Origin of the sequence: Sphingobacterium siyangense, from assembly GCF_007830445.1 — a bacterium.
Taxonomy (GTDB): domain Bacteria; phylum Bacteroidota; class Bacteroidia; order Sphingobacteriales; family Sphingobacteriaceae; genus Sphingobacterium; species Sphingobacterium siyangense.
The window spans coordinates 142,311-158,599 of record NZ_VLKR01000012.1 but is presented as its reverse complement, the minus strand read 5'-3'; the positions used below and the strand labels follow the sequence as shown (position 1 = coordinate 158,599).

At 40.9% G+C, this 16,289-nt stretch carries 13 protein-coding genes; 2 read left to right on the top strand and 11 right to left on the bottom strand.

Annotated elements, in window-relative coordinates; all coding sequences use genetic code 11:
- Positions 1–17 precede the first annotated feature (17 nt).
- From IQ31_RS12630 to mraZ, 11 genes are read right to left on the bottom strand one after another with little or no spacing between them, the layout of a single operon-like run.
- A complete protein-coding gene (locus IQ31_RS12630; RefSeq protein ID WP_120335351.1) occupies positions 18–854 on the bottom strand; it encodes a cell division protein FtsQ/DivIB in 837 nt (278 codons plus the stop codon).
- Positions 847–2,202 (bottom strand): UDP-N-acetylmuramate--L-alanine ligase, encoded by a 1,356-nt coding sequence (gene murC / locus IQ31_RS12625; RefSeq protein WP_145328213.1) that lies wholly within the window; start codon positions 2,200–2,202, stop codon positions 847–849. The genes IQ31_RS12630 and murC overlap by 8 nt, the downstream gene beginning before the upstream one ends.
- A gap of 7 nt (positions 2,203–2,209) precedes the next feature.
- Positions 2,210–3,313, bottom strand: a complete 1,104-nt coding sequence (gene murG, locus IQ31_RS12620; protein WP_145328212.1) for an undecaprenyldiphospho-muramoylpentapeptide beta-N-acetylglucosaminyltransferase — start codon at positions 3,311–3,313, stop codon at positions 2,210–2,212.
- 13 nt (positions 3,314–3,326) lie between these two features.
- The gene (locus tag IQ31_RS12615; RefSeq protein ID WP_145328211.1) at positions 3,327–4,532 is read right to left on the bottom strand and encodes an FtsW/RodA/SpoVE family cell cycle protein; all 1,206 of its coding nucleotides are present in this window, start codon (positions 4,530–4,532) and stop codon (positions 3,327–3,329) included.
- Positions 4,533–4,562: 30 nt separating this feature from the next.
- Positions 4,563–5,936: a UDP-N-acetylmuramoyl-L-alanine--D-glutamate ligase gene (gene murD, locus IQ31_RS12610; protein WP_145328223.1), complete on the bottom strand. Its 1,374-nt coding sequence runs from the start codon at positions 5,934–5,936 to the stop codon at positions 4,563–4,565.
- Positions 5,937–5,938: 2 nt separating this feature from the next.
- Positions 5,939–7,183 (bottom strand): phospho-N-acetylmuramoyl-pentapeptide-transferase, encoded by a 1,245-nt coding sequence (gene mraY / locus IQ31_RS12605; protein ID WP_075991283.1) that lies wholly within the window; start codon positions 7,181–7,183, stop codon positions 5,939–5,941.
- 4 nt (positions 7,184–7,187) lie between these two features.
- Positions 7,188–8,648, bottom strand: coding sequence for a UDP-N-acetylmuramoyl-L-alanyl-D-glutamate--2,6-diaminopimelate ligase (locus IQ31_RS12600; RefSeq protein WP_120335346.1), 1,461 nt, complete (start codon positions 8,646–8,648; stop codon positions 7,188–7,190).
- A complete protein-coding gene (locus IQ31_RS12595; RefSeq protein ID WP_145328210.1) occupies positions 8,648–10,765 on the bottom strand; it encodes a penicillin-binding protein in 2,118 nt (705 codons plus the stop codon). The genes IQ31_RS12600 and IQ31_RS12595 overlap by 1 nt, the downstream gene beginning before the upstream one ends.
- A gap of 8 nt (positions 10,766–10,773) precedes the next feature.
- On the bottom strand, positions 10,774–11,187 hold the full coding sequence (locus IQ31_RS12590) for an FtsL-like putative cell division protein (protein WP_075991280.1): 414 nt from the start codon (positions 11,185–11,187) through the stop codon (positions 10,774–10,776).
- Positions 11,188–11,202: 15 nt separating this feature from the next.
- Positions 11,203–12,117 (bottom strand): 16S rRNA (cytosine(1402)-N(4))-methyltransferase RsmH, encoded by a 915-nt coding sequence (gene rsmH, locus IQ31_RS12585; protein ID WP_145328209.1) that lies wholly within the window; start codon positions 12,115–12,117, stop codon positions 11,203–11,205.
- Positions 12,118–12,121: 4 nt separating this feature from the next.
- Complete coding sequence (gene mraZ, locus IQ31_RS12580) at positions 12,122–12,583, bottom strand: division/cell wall cluster transcriptional repressor MraZ (RefSeq protein WP_070564930.1); 462 nt, start codon at positions 12,581–12,583, stop codon at positions 12,122–12,124.
- A 435-nt stretch (positions 12,584–13,018) separates the two neighbouring features.
- On the opposite strand from mraZ, the gene aspS reads away from it, so the two are divergent.
- Positions 13,019–14,770 carry an aspartate--tRNA ligase gene (gene aspS / locus IQ31_RS12575; protein ID WP_088160414.1) on the top strand — a complete coding sequence of 584 codons (1,752 nt, stop codon included), beginning with the start codon at positions 13,019–13,021 and terminating at the stop codon, positions 14,768–14,770.
- 96 nt (positions 14,771–14,866) lie between these two features.
- A complete protein-coding gene (locus IQ31_RS12570) occupies positions 14,867–16,255 on the top strand; it encodes a LutB/LldF family L-lactate oxidation iron-sulfur protein (protein ID WP_145328208.1) in 1,389 nt (462 codons plus the stop codon).
- Positions 16,256–16,289 lie beyond the last annotated feature (34 nt).

The window sequence follows — 16,289 nt, the reverse complement described above, 5'->3', positions numbered from 1 at the left end:
GTATTGTTGCTGTATTACTATAATGTATTATTTGCTACTTTTTTTGTTTGATCATCTGAAAAACTCCAGTTTCCCCTCTTTTCACAGATAATCTGACCTCCATATTTTACGTTGACAACACCGTAAGCATTTATACCCACTTTTGGCATGATCTGCGTATAAAAGGTCTTTAATAATTCAAATTTTTGTTCCAATGAATCTGCCGATCCAACAATCAACTGCTGTGTCCCTATACGAGGCACAAGTTCAATATCCTTATCCCCGTTGACATAGATCTGCACAACTTGATTACTCCATAATTCATCGTTTTTGATAAACTCAATAACCTTTACCAAATCTTTAACCAAGGGCGTTGATATGGTATCCAGTGCTTCATTATATCCTTCTGCGATGTTACCCGTTGCAACCATGATATGCGGTATATACTTCAACGTTGTCGGTATCTTCAACCCATTGGGGTCCACATAAAATTCCTTTCCATTTTTGTTGATGACCCGCATGACAGCCTCGCGCTGACTAATATTAATTCTGATCGTACCATCCATATCGGCATGTATACTGGCATCGGAAACATAAGGTAATTTGCGCAAGGTTTTTTCAACCTTTTGAAAGGGAATTCCATTGACTTTCTTTCCCGCAAAACTACCATAGTTTTGTTCTATCAGTTTGGAGATATCAGCCTGATCAATAAAAGCTTCTGTGCCTTCAATGACAATTTTAATATCTTTACAAACCTGCTGCTCATCACGTTTCCCCACAATAGTCATAATCACGACGACAACTATTACGCCGATAAAAAACAGCGTAAAGTAGAGTACACGATTCCATTGTATGTTACGTAATTTTTTAAGCATGCCCTAAAATTTCCTGTAACGGTTTAACCAATTTATCAATATCACCTGCCCCAACTGTAACAATCAGTTCCGGCTTTTCATCGCGTGCGAATTCCAAGACTTCTTCTGCAGTTACAAGCTGTTTTTTCTCTGCCGTAATTTTATCCAATAACCAACTCGAATTGATCCCTTCAATTGGAAGTTCCCGAGCTGGATAAATTTCCATTAACAACAGATTGTCTGCCATGGACAGTACCTCTGCGAAACCATCCACAAAATCCCGTGTACGGGAAAATAAATGCGGCTGAAAGACCACATTTAGTTTTTTTGTAGGATACAATTTACGCATCGAAGTTAAAAATGCACGCAGTTCCTCTGGATGGTGCGCATAGTCATCGATATACACCGTTCCAGGTTTACGGACAATATATTCAAACCTTCTTTTTACTCCTTTGAATGTTGTCAATGCCTTCTTGATCGCTTCATTTTCAATCCCAAGTAAACGGGCTACTGCAATCGCGGCTACCGCATTTTCAACATTGTGGGTACCAGGAATACCTAAATGGATATCATCTATCCGCCCGTTGGTATCTTGGTAGTCAAAAAAGAACTCTCCGTCGCGTACATGCACATTGGAAGCATATGCATCAGCGATTTCATGGCCTGAATAACTTATTTGTCCAGCAAACTCGAGGCCTTTTTTTATAATACGTGTACCTCCTTCAACTACTTTATCCAAGAACAATTGGAATGATTCGAGCAGATGGCTGCGATCTCCATAAATGTCCAAATGATCCGCATCAGAAGAATTTACTATTGCGATATTGGGGTGAAGCGTCAGAAATGAGCGATCAAACTCATCAGCCTCAACCACAACTGTATTATTATTTCCATAAAGCACATTGGTACCGTAATTAGAACTGATTCCGCCCAAAAAGGCAGAACAGTCGTAACCCGAATCTTTCAATACATGTGCCACCATTGTAGAAGTTGTCGTTTTACCATGTGTACCGGCAACAGCGACCGTAAATCTACTCTCACTAATGATCCCCAAAACCTGCGATCTCTTATATAGTATATGTCCTTGAGATTCCAAAAAAGCTTTAATCTTCGAATCTTTAGGAATGGCTGGTGTAAAAATGACTAATGTCTCCGCTGTAGGTACGTGAAAAATAGCATCAATCGTATTGATATCATCCTGATATGAGATCGCGATTCCTTCCTTGACTAAGGTTTTAGTCAGCTCAGTTTCTGTACGGTCATATCCATTCACCTCACAGCCCAAATGCTTAAAATAGCGCGCAAGACCACTCATGCCTATACCACCTATTCCGATCAAGTAAACTTGTTTTATTGCATCTAGATTCATACTTCGTCTATTTTTTATTTACCAATTTATACACCTCCTCGGCAATCTGCACGTCAGCATTCAACTTACCGAGTTTTTTAATATTTTCACTTAATTGTGCGACATGATCTGCGTCTTTTAATAAAGTTAAAGCAGCAGGCACCAGGTCTTTTTTTGCATCACTATCCTTAACCAACAATGCAGCCCCCTTATTGACCAATGCCATTGCATTTTTGGTCTGATGGTCTTCGGCCACATTGGGCGAAGGCACAAGGATAACAGGCTTACCGACTACACAGAGCTCAGAAATCGTACCCGCTCCGGCGCGGCTAATAATTAAATCTGCCGCTGCATAAGCATAGTCCATACGTTGTAAAAAGGCCAACATCTTAATATTCTGTGGCAATTTCCCCGCTAACTCTTCCTGCAACTTTTCGACATAGAAACTACCGCATTGCCAGATTACTTGCACATCCTCTCCCTTTAATTCATTTAGGTAAGCAAGCACACTTTCATTTAATGTTTTAGCCCCCAAACTTCCACCGAGCACCAAAATTGTCTTTTTGTGTGGATCTAACCCAAAGAACGTTAAAGCTTCTTCTCTTTTCCCTGCAATCGCTATAGACTCACGTCTTATTGGATTCCCTGTGAGTAACAGCTTCTCCGCAGGAAAAAATTGCTCCATCCCCTCATAGGCAACACATATTTTTGCTGCCTTTGCCCCAACTTTTTTATTGGTCACACCTGCATAGGAATTTTGTTCCTGTACAACGGTTGGCACGCCCAATTTATTCGCCATCATTAACAAAGGTCCGGAGGCAAAGCCCCCTACACCTACAGCCACATCCGGTCTAAAATCCTTAATTACACTTTTTGCCATATTCAAGCTTTTCATAAGCTTAAATGGCAAGAAGATATTTTTCCACAGCTGTTTTCTATTGATCCCCTGGATATCAAGTCCAATAATTTGATAACCGGCAGCTGGCACTTTATCCATTTCCATCCGGCCATTGGCACCCACAAATAGAATTTCATTTGCAGGATCCATTGCCTTCAGTGCATTTGCAATTGAAATCGCCGGAAAGATATGTCCTCCGGTTCCACCACCACTAATAATTACACGAATTGCCATGCTCAATTTTTTATTATGCTGGAATTGATCCTATAACCACTTTTTTCGGTTTAGGCTTTTCATCCAGCTCTTCTTTACCTTTTAATTCTTCAATATTTCTGCTCACACTCAGGATAATTCCTAAAGCGACACTCGTAAATAAAATAGATGTTCCTCCCATACTCACGAGTGGAAGCGGAACCCCCGTAACTGGTCCTAAGCCTACAGCAACAGCCATATTTGCTAGGGCCTGAATCGTCAAACTAAATCCCAAACCCGCTGCCAGAAAAGTACCGAAAGCTTTGGGACTCATCGTGACAATACGTATACATCGATACATAAAGGCCAGATATAGAAATAGCAGGATTACCCCACCGACTGTCCCGTACTCCTCTATAATAATAGCATATATAAAATCTGAGTAAGGATGCGGCAACACATTACGCTGCACGCTATTTCCAGGTCCTTTTCCAAAAAGCCCACCCGTTGCTATCGCAATTTTCGCATTGTTTGCCTGATAATTTTTATCATCCTGGAAGGATACCGGCGTCGTTTCATCTTTCTTCTCTACACCAAAAAAAGACTTCACACGACTATAATAGGTTGCACGCCGAGGACCAATAGAAACGACTATAATTCCTAGCAAAACAACCCCAGCAGATACAATAGCAATCTGTTTAAAGGATATCCTCCCGATCAAAAGCAATAAAACACTCACTCCAAATAGCATAATCGCAGTGGACATGTTGGCCCATGCAATCAACACGAAAACCCCACATACGGACCCCATGATGGGCAAAAATGACTTTTTCACATCTTTGATCTCCTCCTGTTTCCGGGATAACATCCGTGCAAGAAAAACAATCAATGACAGTTTTGCTAAATCTGACGTTTGGAATGTCATCCCAATACCTGGTATGGTCAACCAACGACTGGCCTGGTTTACGCTACTTCCAAAAGCTAAGGTGAATAGCAATAAGGGAATTGTAATTCCCATTAAGATTTTGGAAATCCCTGCATAATACCGATAATCCAACTTGTGAGAAAGATACATGAGGACAAAGCCAATAGCGATAATAGAGAAGTGCTTTAACAAATACATTTCTGTTCCCTTCCCTTCTTTATACGCCAACGTACCCACCGAACTGTATACAGCCAAGAGTGACCATCCCGATAAGATAATCACAATGATCCATATCCATCGATCACCCTTCAATTTAGACATTATATTCTGTAGCATATCCTTCCTCCTCTTATTGGGTTACACCATTTATAATTCCATTACAGCAGCTTTAAATTTATCGCCGCGATCTTCATAGTTTTTGAACCAATCAAAACTAGCACAAGCAGGAGACAATAAGACGGTATCACCTTTTTGGGCCAGGTGTGAAGACAATACCACGGCATCTTGCATGGAGGTACTGTTGACAATAATCTCCACATCTTGTTCAAATGCTTTATGAATTGCAGCCGTATCTTTTCCCAAACAAACAATAGCGCGCACTTTGTCTTTGACCAAATCAGCAAGCATACTGTAATCGTTTCCTTTATCTACACCTCCTAATAACAATACGATTGGTGTAGAGAAACTTTCCAAAGCATACCATACCGAATTTACATTCGTTGCCTTTGAATCGTTAATGTAATTTACACCGCCGATACAGGCTACATGTTCCAGGCGATGTGGAATATTCACATACGAGCCCATGCTCTCTTTCATCACTTGATTTCTCAATTCCTGCACTTTCGCAATTAACCCAGAAGCCATGCTATTATAAATATTATGCTTCCCCTGCAATGACAATTCCTCAGCTCTCATAGTGAATGTATCGTTATTTGGTGTATTAATAATTATTGTTTTATTGGCATTTAAATAAGCGCCCAATTCAACAAGTTGTTCCTGTGTAAAAGGCAAATAGGTCCCTTTACTATGATGTCTTTCCAATCCTTTAATTGTTTCTGGATCGTCCAGACAGTATATAAAATAATCGTTCTCCGTTTGATTCTGAATCATCCTGAATTTTGAATCCACATAATTTTCCATTTTATGGTCATAGCGATCCAAATGATCAGGCGTAATATTCAATATAACAGCAACATCTGCTCTAAAATGGTACATATCATCCAGCATAAAGCTTGATATTTCCAAGACATAGCAATCAAACTGTTCTTTAGCTACCTGAAGCGCAAAGCTCTTTCCAATATTACCGGCCAATCCAACATTTAAGCCGCCATGCTTAAGCATTTCATAAGTCAACATCGTCGTCGTAGACTTTCCGTTTGATCCTGTAATACAGATTAACTTTGCGTCGGTATATTGGGCAGCAAATTCAATTTCTGCAATCACGGGTATATTCTTTGCTTTCAGAGCGACCACCAAAGGCACCGTCTCTGGAATACCGGGGCTCTTCACAACCAAAGCGGCATTCAAAATCCGTTCTTCATCGTGATTACCTTCTTCAAAAGCTATTCCCTCGACTTGCAATTGTTCCTTATAGTGGTCCGCAATCAGTCCTTTATCTGATACAAATACATCAAATCCCTTTTCTTTTCCAAGAATAGCCGTTCCAACACCGCTTTCGCCGGCGCCTAAAATGACCAAACTTCCAGATTGAGGATAATATGTTGTTGCAATGTTTGACATCATTATCTAATTTTCAATGTTACAATAGTAAGAATGGCCAATATGATTCCTACAATAACAAAACGTGTTACAATTTTCGCTTCGTGATAGCCCTTCTTCTGAAAATGGTGATGTAATGGCGACATCAAAAAGATACGTCTACCCTCACCATATTTCTTCTTCGTGTATTTGAAATACGACACTTGAAGAATAACCGAAAGGTTTTCCAACAGAAATACACCACATAAAATCGGAATCAACAGTTCTTTCCGAATCAGGATAGCAAAAGCAGCAATTATACCTCCTATTGCCAAACTTCCCGTATCACCCATAAAAACTTGGGCAGGATACGTGTTATACCATAAGAAACCTACGCAAGCCCCCACAAATGCACCTGCAAAAATCACGAGTTCTCCGGAATTGGGGATATACATAATATTGAGGTAATCTGAAAAGATTACGTTACCTGAAACGTACGCCAAAATGGCTAAAGTAACACCAATGATAGCGGATGTACTCGTGGCTAAACCATCGATACCGTCCGTAATATTTGCGCCGTTTGAAACTGCCGTAACGATAAAAATAACGACAACTAAAAAGACAACGAAAGTCAGATAATCGCTCTGTAGTCCGAATATTTTAAACACCTTAGCATAATCAAACTCGTTATTTTTATAAAACGGAATATTTGTCTTAGATGATTTCACGTTTTCAGCATAGGTCTTCTCACCTGTGCCTTCATTGATAACCACTTCAACGGGCTTGGTAGAGGTTGGTTTATCCACCCCTTTTCGAACAACGATATCCGGATGAAAGTACATCGTACAAGCAATTATGGCTCCCAAGCCAACTTGTCCAACAACCTTAAACTTACCAGCTAAGCCCTCTTTATTATGTCTAAAAACCTTTATATAATCATCTAAAAATCCAATTGCACCCATCCAAAGTGTTGTCACAATCATGATAATCACATAGATATTCGTCAATTTTGCAAATAACAAGGTCGGGATAAGGATACCTGCAATGATGATGATCCCACCCATTGTTGGCGTACCAGCTTTCTTTTTTTCTCCTTCAAGCCCCAAATCACGAATTGTCTCTCCAACTTGCTTATTATGCAAGAATTGAATCAATTTTCCCCCAAAAACCGTGGTAATAATCAATGAAGCGATTACAGCCATAGATGTCCGAAAGGAGATGTATTGAAACAAACCTCCTCCAGGTATATGAATATATTCGCTAAGCCACGTAAAAAGATGGTACAACATATTTCTATTGTTCGTTAAATGTATTCTCTAAAACTTCTTTATCATCAAAATGATGCTTCACACCATTTACATCTTGATATTTCTCATGCCCTTTTCCTGCCACTAGGATAATATCCCCCGGATTAGCCAGCTGATATGCTGCTCGTATGGCCTCCTTACGATCCGCTATAGAAAGCGTCTTCGCCTTTTGGTCTGCTGCCACACCAGCTTCGATATCTCTAATAATCTGATAAGGATCTTCCGTCCGCGGATTATCAGACGTAATTAAAAAACGGTCACTATAACGCAGAGCCGCCTCTGCCATTTCAGGTCTTTTGGTCTTATCCCGATCGCCACCGCATCCTAACACCGTAATGATTTTTTGCTCTGGACGTCGCAATGAACTTATAGTCTTCAACACATTTTCAACCGCATCAGGTGTATGCGCATAGTCTACGATTCCAAAAACACCCGAAGCCGATTTCATCGTTTCAAACCGTCCTTCTGCTCCTTTCAAGGTACTGAGTGCGGTCAACACTTTCACCGTTTCCTGCTCAAGCAAGATAGCGGCAGCATACACCGCCAAAAGGTTATATGCATTGAAATCGCCGATCAATTTCACCCATACTTCCTGTCCGTCAACACTCATCAACATACCATCGAAATGGCTTTCGATCACCTTTGCTTTAAAATCTGCACCAGAACGCAAGCCATAGCTTTTCCGATGTGCCACTGTATTTTGAAGCATGACCTGGCCATTTCTATCGTCAGCATTCGTCAAAGCAAAAGCATTCGCATCCAAATCATCAAAAAACTTCTTTTTCGCTTTAATATAGTTATCAAAAGTTTTATGAAAATCAAGGTGATCATGCGTAATATTTGTGAATATTGCACCCGCAAACACCAAGCCTGCAATACGTTCCTGAACGACAGCATGTGAACTAACCTCCATAAATGCATAGTCACAGCCATCATCAACCATATCCCGTAACAATTTATTCAATTGAATAGGGTCCGGTGTTGTATGTGTTGCTGGTATAATCTTCGTTCCAATCTGGTTTTGCACCGTAGATAATAAGCCTACATGGTAGCCCAACTCAGTAAACAGTTGAAACAACAATGTAGCTACTGTCGTTTTACCATTTGTGCCGGTCACACCGACCAACTTCAACTGTTCCGAAGGATTTCCGTAAAAATTAGCGGCAGCCACACCCAAAGCATATGCCGAATCGGCTACTAAAATATAGGCAACAGAGTCTAACGTCTCTTTTGGCAACTCCTCTACAATAACTGCTCTTGCTCCCGAAGTAATTGCCTTGTCTACAAACAAATGACCATCTGTTTGAACACCTCGCACTGCGATAAACAAACTTCCCAACTCCACTTTTCTGGAATCAAAGCACAAAGAGTGCACATCGACCTCTTCAAGGTTCCCTACAACCTGCTGTACAGGAATAGCATGCAATACTTTTTTTAAATCCATCATTACTTAAGTTCTAAATTTATCGCCGTTCCAAAAGCCAGTTTCTGTCCTGCAGCTAACGACTGCATTCCAACTCTTCCTTTTCCTGTCACGTGCGCTTTAAATCCTGCATTCTCCACAACATATAAAGCATCCATCAATCCCATTCCGACAACATTCGGAACGATTCCTTCTTTATATTTTAAATCTATGAATGGTACGCCTCGTGTCGAGGTATCCACCTCTCCCCGCGCAATCGTATCCCAATTCACGGTATTAATCCCCAACTTATCGTACACTTTTTTACTAGCTTCCTTCGACCCCTGCAAAGTCAATGGCATTCTTCCGCCCACATTAACTGCTTTAAACGTCTTTTTTCCCTCCATCTCCATATCGTTTGCATATACCATGTCTGCAAGCTCTTTAAATACAGGACCTGCAATCGATGCCCCATAATATCCATTTCTCGGATTACGAATCACGACAATAATGGAATATTTTGGATCTTCAGCTGGAAAATACCCAGCAAATGAAGATTGATATCGTCTAGCACCGTACCCTCTCGAGCCATCAGCCATCTGTGCCGTTCCTGTTTTACCACCAGAGCTATACAATGGGCTAGCAACACTTCTACCTGTCCCTTCAGTCATAACGCCTTCCATCATTCCCCGCACCTCTGCTAAAGCATGATCCGAGGCGATCTTTTCATTAATGACTTTCGCTTGAAACGTTTGAATTGTATTTCCTAAATGCCGAATTTCTTTAACAAATAGCGGCGCTATCAACTTACCATTATTTGCGACAGCATTATAAAATGTCAACGTTTGCAATGGCGTAATTTTCATTTCATAGCCGTAAGCCATCTGTACCAGCGACAACCCACTCCAGCTTTTACTTTTCGAAGATTTCACCAAGGGAACTCCTTCGCCTGGAATCTGCAGATCTAGCGTTTTTCCAAAACCAAAAGAATGCAGTTTTGATGTAAACTGATCTGGGTTATCTTTATAAGCCTGATAAACAAACTTAGTAACACCCACATTCGACGACTCCTCAAAGGCCCTTTTCGCAGAAATTATAGACTTCTTAGGCGCATGTGAATCACGAATGGTATGCTTGTAAATTGGCCAATTACCATTACCAATATTCACTGTTGTACTCGAGTCTATTTTCTTATCATCAATCAAAGCCAAATAAGAAGCCAACTTAAATGTTGAACCTGGATCTGCACTTTGCGCAATTGCAAGATTGAACTTTTCACGATAGACCCCATCTTTATCACGCATAAAATTGGCCACCGCACGCACCTCTCCTGTTTTCACCTCCATCATCACAACACAGCCCTCATCCGCGTTACTTGTAATCATCTGCTTCTCCAGGGCCCTTTGCGCCATATCCTGCATATTCACATCAATGGTCGAGATAATATCAGACCCATCAACCGGAGCAACCTCAATATCTTTGTTGACAGGAATCCATACCCCACCGGCAATACGCTGCATTAACCTCTTCCCGCTTTTTCCGTCGATATATTCTCCATACGCACCTTCCAGTCCAACATGAATATCTTCTTTCACATTTTTATAACCGATGGTCCTCGCAGCGAGATTGACAAAAGGTAAAATGCGCTTATTCTGCCTATCAGTAATCAAACAACTTGGAAAACGTTCCTTGTTGACACGAGCAGATTTAAGTAAAGGAAATTGTTTTACCCGTTTTAAATCCTGATGTGACACATTACGTTTGAGCAACAAGTAGCGTTGTTTTTTATTGCGCGCCTGTTTTAATAATGTCAAATACTGCCGCGATGATTTATCTTTAAAAAAATCAGCAAGTTTAATAGCCAAGGAGTCAACTTTCAAATTGAAATACTCTTCATCCTCTTCCGGAATAGCCATTGCATCAAAACGAAGCTCATATTCAGGCACTGATGTAGCCAACAAGCTTCCGTCATTTGAATAGATATTACCACGAGCAGCCTCCACCTCTCGTTCCTGAATAGAAAGGCTATCCGCTAAAGCTTTCCAATGCTCTCCATCGACATACTGCAACTTTGTCATTTTTCCAAATACCAAAAACGCAAGTAGTACGATAAGCCCAAAAGCAAAATAGACACGAACAAGAATCGTATTTCTGATACTCATAACTCTTCCTATTTATCTTCCTTATTCTCTATAACTTCAACTTTGATCGGTGGCTCCACACGCTCTTTCAATCCCAGCGAATCTACACGTTTGGCAATTTCTGTCTGTGTAGACATTTTCATCAGTTCGGCGGAGAGCGATTTATGATCCCAGCCCAACTCCTTCACCTCTTTACTCACTTTATCGATACTCCGAATAGTTCGCTCTGCAAAATGACGATTGGAAATATACAACAACATCAGAAAGGCGATAAAAGCTCCAAACGGCAAGTACTGCAATATTTTATTTAACGAAAGGTCTCCAACGGTAAAAAGCGTTTTAATAAACGCTTCTGTTTGTTCCGCCTTTTCTTCGACAGTTTCTTGTAGTTCCTCCTGAACTTCTTCACTCAATTCTTTCTGTCTTATCGTATTTCTGCTCATCCTCTCGCTCCATTTTTAAGACAAATCCAACTTTTCAGCAATACGCAGTTTCGCACTGCGCGATCTATTATTTAACGCCAACTCTTGCGCAGATGCCGTAATTGCTTTACGGCTCAACACATGAAATGGCTTAATTTCATTTCCAAAAAAATCCTTTTCAACTTCTCCTTTAAACTTTCCTTTGGCCATAAAATTTTTGACCAAACGATCCTCCAGAGAATGATAGGACATCACCGCCAATCGACCTTCAACATGTAACACATCAACTGTTTGCAACAAAAACTCCTGTAAGGCTTCCAACTCGCGATTCACTTCTATACGAAGCGCCTGAAATACCTGCGCATGATACTTATGTTCTTTACCTTTCGGAACCATCCGTTGAATCACCTCTTTCAATTCGGCAACAGTCTGGATTGGCTGTGCCAAACGTGCAGTAACAATTGTTTTCGCAAGCGACTTGGCATTCATGATTTCACCATACATCCCAAAAATGCGGTGAAGATCCTCCTCCGAATAAGTCGCCAAAAGCGACTTCGCATCTAAATCACCAACTTGATCCATACGCATATCCAGATCCGCGTCAAAGCGAATAGAAAACCCACGATCAGCCGCATCAAATTGATGCGAGGAAACACCTAAATCTGCCAAAATACCATCTACAGAACGCACTCCTTCCAATCGAAGGCTATTCTTTAAAAACCTAAAGTTTTGATGTATCAATGTAAAACGAGGATCGTCAATTGCATTCTCCAATGCATCGGGATCCTGATCAAAAGCAAACAGCTTCCCTTTTGGCCCCAATCTCTTCAAAATCTCCCGAGAATGACCACCACCACCAAAAGTTACATCCACGTAGATACCATCCGGCTTAATAGCCAAAGCATCCATGCATTCTTGCAACATTACCGGAACATGATATACATTCTCCATACGCTTATAGTCCAAAATTAATATCCCCCATTACCTCTGCCGCCAAAGATGATATATCCTCTACTCCGCCATCACCCATCAATTCCTCATATCCTTCTTTTGACCAAACCTCAATCTTATTAAACTGACAAGCCAAAACCAATTCAGTGCTTATGCCCGCAAATTCCAACAAACTTTTTGGTAACAAAACACGCCCCGCAGCATCCAACGTTAATTCCGTAGCGCCACGCGTAAAAGCACGAACAAACGCCCGTACTTTAGGATCGAATTGATTCAATTTCGCCAGCTTAGCCGTCATCAAATCCCACTCTTCTCTTGGATAAAATACCAGATGTTTCTCAAAACCGCGATTCACTACAAGGCCATCCCGCTCTACATGAGGCATTTGCCTCTTGAGCGCAGCTGGCAACACCATTCTTCCTTTGGCGTCTAACTTGCATTCGAATTCTCCGATCAACTGAGTCATGTCGTCAATTATCCTATTCTAATTTAAATGTAAAAGTATACACTTTCTCCCACTTTCCCCCACTTTATCACATAAAAAAGTTTTCCACATCGACAAATAGCTACAACAAACAGAAGTACTCTTGGAATGAAACACATGTAAAACCTTATTTACAAGCAGTTAAACCCCAATTTATCAGCAAAACAAACTATTACACGAGACACGATTTTTCGCTCTTTTTTTTATCAAAATCAGAAATGAATTGTAAAAATTTCCTCTTTAGAAATTTAATTTTACCCAATTTTTCTCTCAAAAGGGGGCAAAGTGGGAGACAACAAAAACAGAAACAAAAGATGTGGAAGAAAGTGGGAGAACGCTACTCAAATAACCTAAACAGAATTCGTTATTGTCGAGTAAAACCAATAATTTTGCGTCAAATATAATTTTCATAACGATATGCACAGAACACACACTTGTGGAGAATTAACACTAGCTGACTTAGGGAAAACGGTTACCCTAAGTGGATGGGTTCAAAAATCGCGCGATTTGGGCGGTATGACTTTCATCGATGTTAGAGACCGATATGGTATCACACAATTAACGTTCAATGCAGATGATGATGCTTCCTTGCGCGCAAGTGCCCGTGAGCTCGGAAGAGAATATGTCATCAAGGTAACCGGAGAAGTTATCGAACGCTCTAATAAAAATGCTAAAATCTCCACTGGAGACATTGAAATCAAGGTTTCAAATCTTGAAATATTAAATGCCGCTAAATTACCCCCTTTTACAATAGAAGATGAAACAGATGGTGGTGATGACATCAGAATGAAGTTCAGATACCTGGATTTGCGTCGTAACCCCGTACGTGAAAACCTTATTTTACGTCATAAGACCTCACAAGAGGTACGCCGTTATCTTGACTCCCAAAACTTCCTGGAAGTAGAAACTCCATACCTGATTAAATCAACTCCGGAGGGAGCACGCGACTTTGTCGTACCTTCCCGTATGAATCCTGGAGAATTTTATGCGTTACCACAATCCCCACAGACCTTCAAACAATTATTGATGGTTTCAGGATTTGATCGCTATTTTCAAATTGTAAAATGTTTTCGTGATGAAGATTTGCGTGCAGACCGCCAACCAGAATTCACGCAAATAGACTGTGAAATGTCTTTTGTAGAACAGGAAGATGTATTAAATATCTTTGAAGGACTTGCAAAACATATCTTCAAAACAATCAAAGGTATCGACTTAGGCAATGTTCCGCGTATGACTTACGCAGATGCGATGCGCCTTTACGGATCAGACAAACCGGATATCCGTTTCGGAATGCAGTTTGTTGAACTAAACGAGGTTGCCAAAGGAAAAGGTTTCCCTGTATTTGATGCAGCAGAGTTAGTGGTTGGTATCAATGCGGAAAATTGTGCACATTATACCAGAAAACAACTGGATGCTTTGACCGATTTTATCAAACGTCCACAGATTGGTGCAACGGGCTTGGTATATGCGCGCGTGAATGAAGATGGTTCAGTGAAGTCGTCCGTTGATAAATTTTTCACGCCAGAACAACTGTCGGCAATTGCAGAAGCGTTCCACGCGAAACCTGGCGACTTATTGTTAATTATGGCTGGTGGAACAGACAAAGTTCGCAAACAACTCAATGAATTACGCCTTGAAGTTGCGTCACAACTTGGTTTCCGCAACAAAGAAACCTTTGCTCCATTATGGGTCGTTGATTTCCCACTATTGGAATGGGACGAAGAAAGTGGCCGTTTCCATGCAATGCACCACCCATTCACTTCACCAAAACCGGAAGATATACCGCTTTTAGATACCAATCCCGGAGAAGTAAGGGCAAATGCCTATGACTTTGTTTTAAACGGTGTAGAAGTAGGTGGTGGATCAATCCGTATCCATGACAGAGAGCTTCAATCGCTCATGTTCAAACATTTAGGATTCAGTCCTGAAGAAGCAAAAAAACAATTTGGATTCCTTATGGAGGCCTTTACCTTCGGTGCTCCTCCACATGGCGGATTGGCTTTTGGTTTTGACCGACTAGTATCCTTATTGGCAGGTTTAGATTCTATCCGTGACGTCATTGCCTTCCCAAAAAACAACTCGGGAAGAGATGTTATGATTGACGCACCGTCAACCATTCACCAAGAGCAGCTGGACGAGCTAAGCTTAAATATTGCGATAAAAGCATAAATTATTTAACTCGATTTTCGAGAAACAATTTATTAACAGTATATTTAAAAGTTGGTAATTTTTACCAACTTTTTTTGTGAAAAATTAGCAGATTAGATGGCAGAGAGTACCGCTAATACGTTTATTAAGGAAAGTGCGCAAAAAGCATTTGACACCAAACACCGCGATATTATCAATTACAATATCGACAAATACAGCATGGCTTTCGAAAAAGGCAAGAGCAAATTTGCGGACCTTGAAAATAGCAAGATAAAAGCGAACCTGATCAAATGGAAGGTCATGGAAAATCTCGATCGCTATTTGTTGCAATTTGAAGCAAACTTCACGGCTCGAGGCGGAAAAGTAATCTGGGCCAATGATGCTACGGAAGCCTTGGACGAAATCTATTCGATCATTGCGCGTAAAAAAGCAAAATCTGTCGTAAAGTCAAAATCGATGGCGACAGAAGAGATCGAGCTTAATCATTTTCTGGCCTCCAAAAACATTGAAGCCATAGAAACTGATCTTGGCGAATATATCATTCAGCTGCTGGATCAAAAACCTTATCATTTTGTTACGCCGGCCATGCATTTGAGCCTGGAAGATATCGCCAAGCTTTTTCACGAGAAATTTGACACACCGCTAGATGCATCTGCGGAGCAACTTACAATGAAGGCCCGTGAATTACTTCGAGATCGCTACCTATCGGCAGAAATTGGGATTACCGGAGCCAATTTCTTAATTGCCGAAACTGGAAGTATAGCAATTACCGAAAATGAAGGAAACGCCCGATTGACATCGACCTTCCCCAAAACACATATCGCCGTCGTTGGAATAGAAAAAATCATTCCCAACGTACAAGATTTAGAAGTCTTTTGGCCACTCCTATCCACACATGGCACGGGTCAAAATCTAACGGTATACAATACGCTACTCACTGGGCCAAAACAGCCTTATGAATCAGATGGCCCCGAAGAAATGTATGTTATACTGCTTGACAATGGCCGCAGCAAGCTATTAGCCCAAAAAGAACAACGTCAGGGTTTGTACTGCATCCGTTGTGGCGCCTGTCTGAATGTATGCCCAATCTACCAGAACATCGGTGGACACACCTATGAAACGACTTATCAGGGCCCAATTGGATCACTCATATCGCCACATTTGAATGGCATGAAGGAATTCAAACACCTAAGCTATGCTTCCACACTCTGTGGAAAATGTACTGAGGTCTGCCCCGTTGGTATTGACATACAGCGCATGCTTCTCGTCAACAGAAAAGATTCAGTCGATCAGGGTCTGGCAACAAAAACGGAACAAAAAGTATGGCAGTGGTTCACCTATGGGATAATGCGAAGAAAACTAATCGATTTTTTTGGTGGGAAATTCAAAAATTTCTTCCTCAAAAAACTCTTTCAGAAAACCTGGGGAGAACAACGGGAACTACCCAAATTGGCAGACAAATCTTTCTCTAAACAATGGAAAGAACATCAAAAAAATAAAGAATAACAAAAAAGTGGCATTAGACGATCAAACGAATGCC

Excerpts from the sequence above, each read along its gene's own strand:
- IQ31_RS12630 (WP_120335351.1), bottom strand. The coding sequence starts at position 854 with ATGCTTAAAAAATTACGTAACATACAATGGAATCGTGTACTCTACTTT.
- murC (WP_145328213.1), bottom strand. The coding sequence starts at position 2,202 with ATGAATCTAGATGCAATAAAACAAGTTTACTTGATCGGAATAGGTGGT.
- murG (WP_145328212.1), bottom strand. The coding sequence starts at position 3,313 with ATGGCAATTCGTGTAATTATTAGTGGTGGTGGAACCGGAGGACATATC.
- IQ31_RS12615 (WP_145328211.1), bottom strand. The coding sequence starts at position 4,532 with ATGCTACAGAATATAATGTCTAAATTGAAGGGTGATCGATGGATATGG.
- murD (WP_145328223.1), bottom strand. The coding sequence starts at position 5,936 with ATGTCAAACATTGCAACAACATATTATCCTCAATCTGGAAGTTTGGTC.
- mraY (WP_075991283.1), bottom strand. The coding sequence starts at position 7,183 with ATGTTGTACCATCTTTTTACGTGGCTTAGCGAATATATTCATATACCT.
- IQ31_RS12600 (WP_120335346.1), bottom strand. The coding sequence starts at position 8,648 with ATGATGGATTTAAAAAAAGTATTGCATGCTATTCCTGTACAGCAGGTT.
- IQ31_RS12595 (WP_145328210.1), bottom strand. The coding sequence starts at position 10,765 with ATGAGTATCAGAAATACGATTCTTGTTCGTGTCTATTTTGCTTTTGGG.
- IQ31_RS12590 (WP_075991280.1), bottom strand. The coding sequence starts at position 11,187 with ATGAGCAGAAATACGATAAGACAGAAAGAATTGAGTGAAGAAGTTCAG.
- rsmH (WP_145328209.1), bottom strand. The coding sequence starts at position 12,117 with ATGGAGAATGTATATCATGTTCCGGTAATGTTGCAAGAATGCATGGAT.
- mraZ (WP_070564930.1), bottom strand. The coding sequence starts at position 12,583 with ATGACTCAGTTGATCGGAGAATTCGAATGCAAGTTAGACGCCAAAGGA.
- aspS (WP_088160414.1), top strand. The coding sequence starts at position 13,019 with ATGCACAGAACACACACTTGTGGAGAATTAACACTAGCTGACTTAGGG.
- IQ31_RS12570 (WP_145328208.1), top strand. The coding sequence starts at position 14,867 with ATGGCAGAGAGTACCGCTAATACGTTTATTAAGGAAAGTGCGCAAAAA.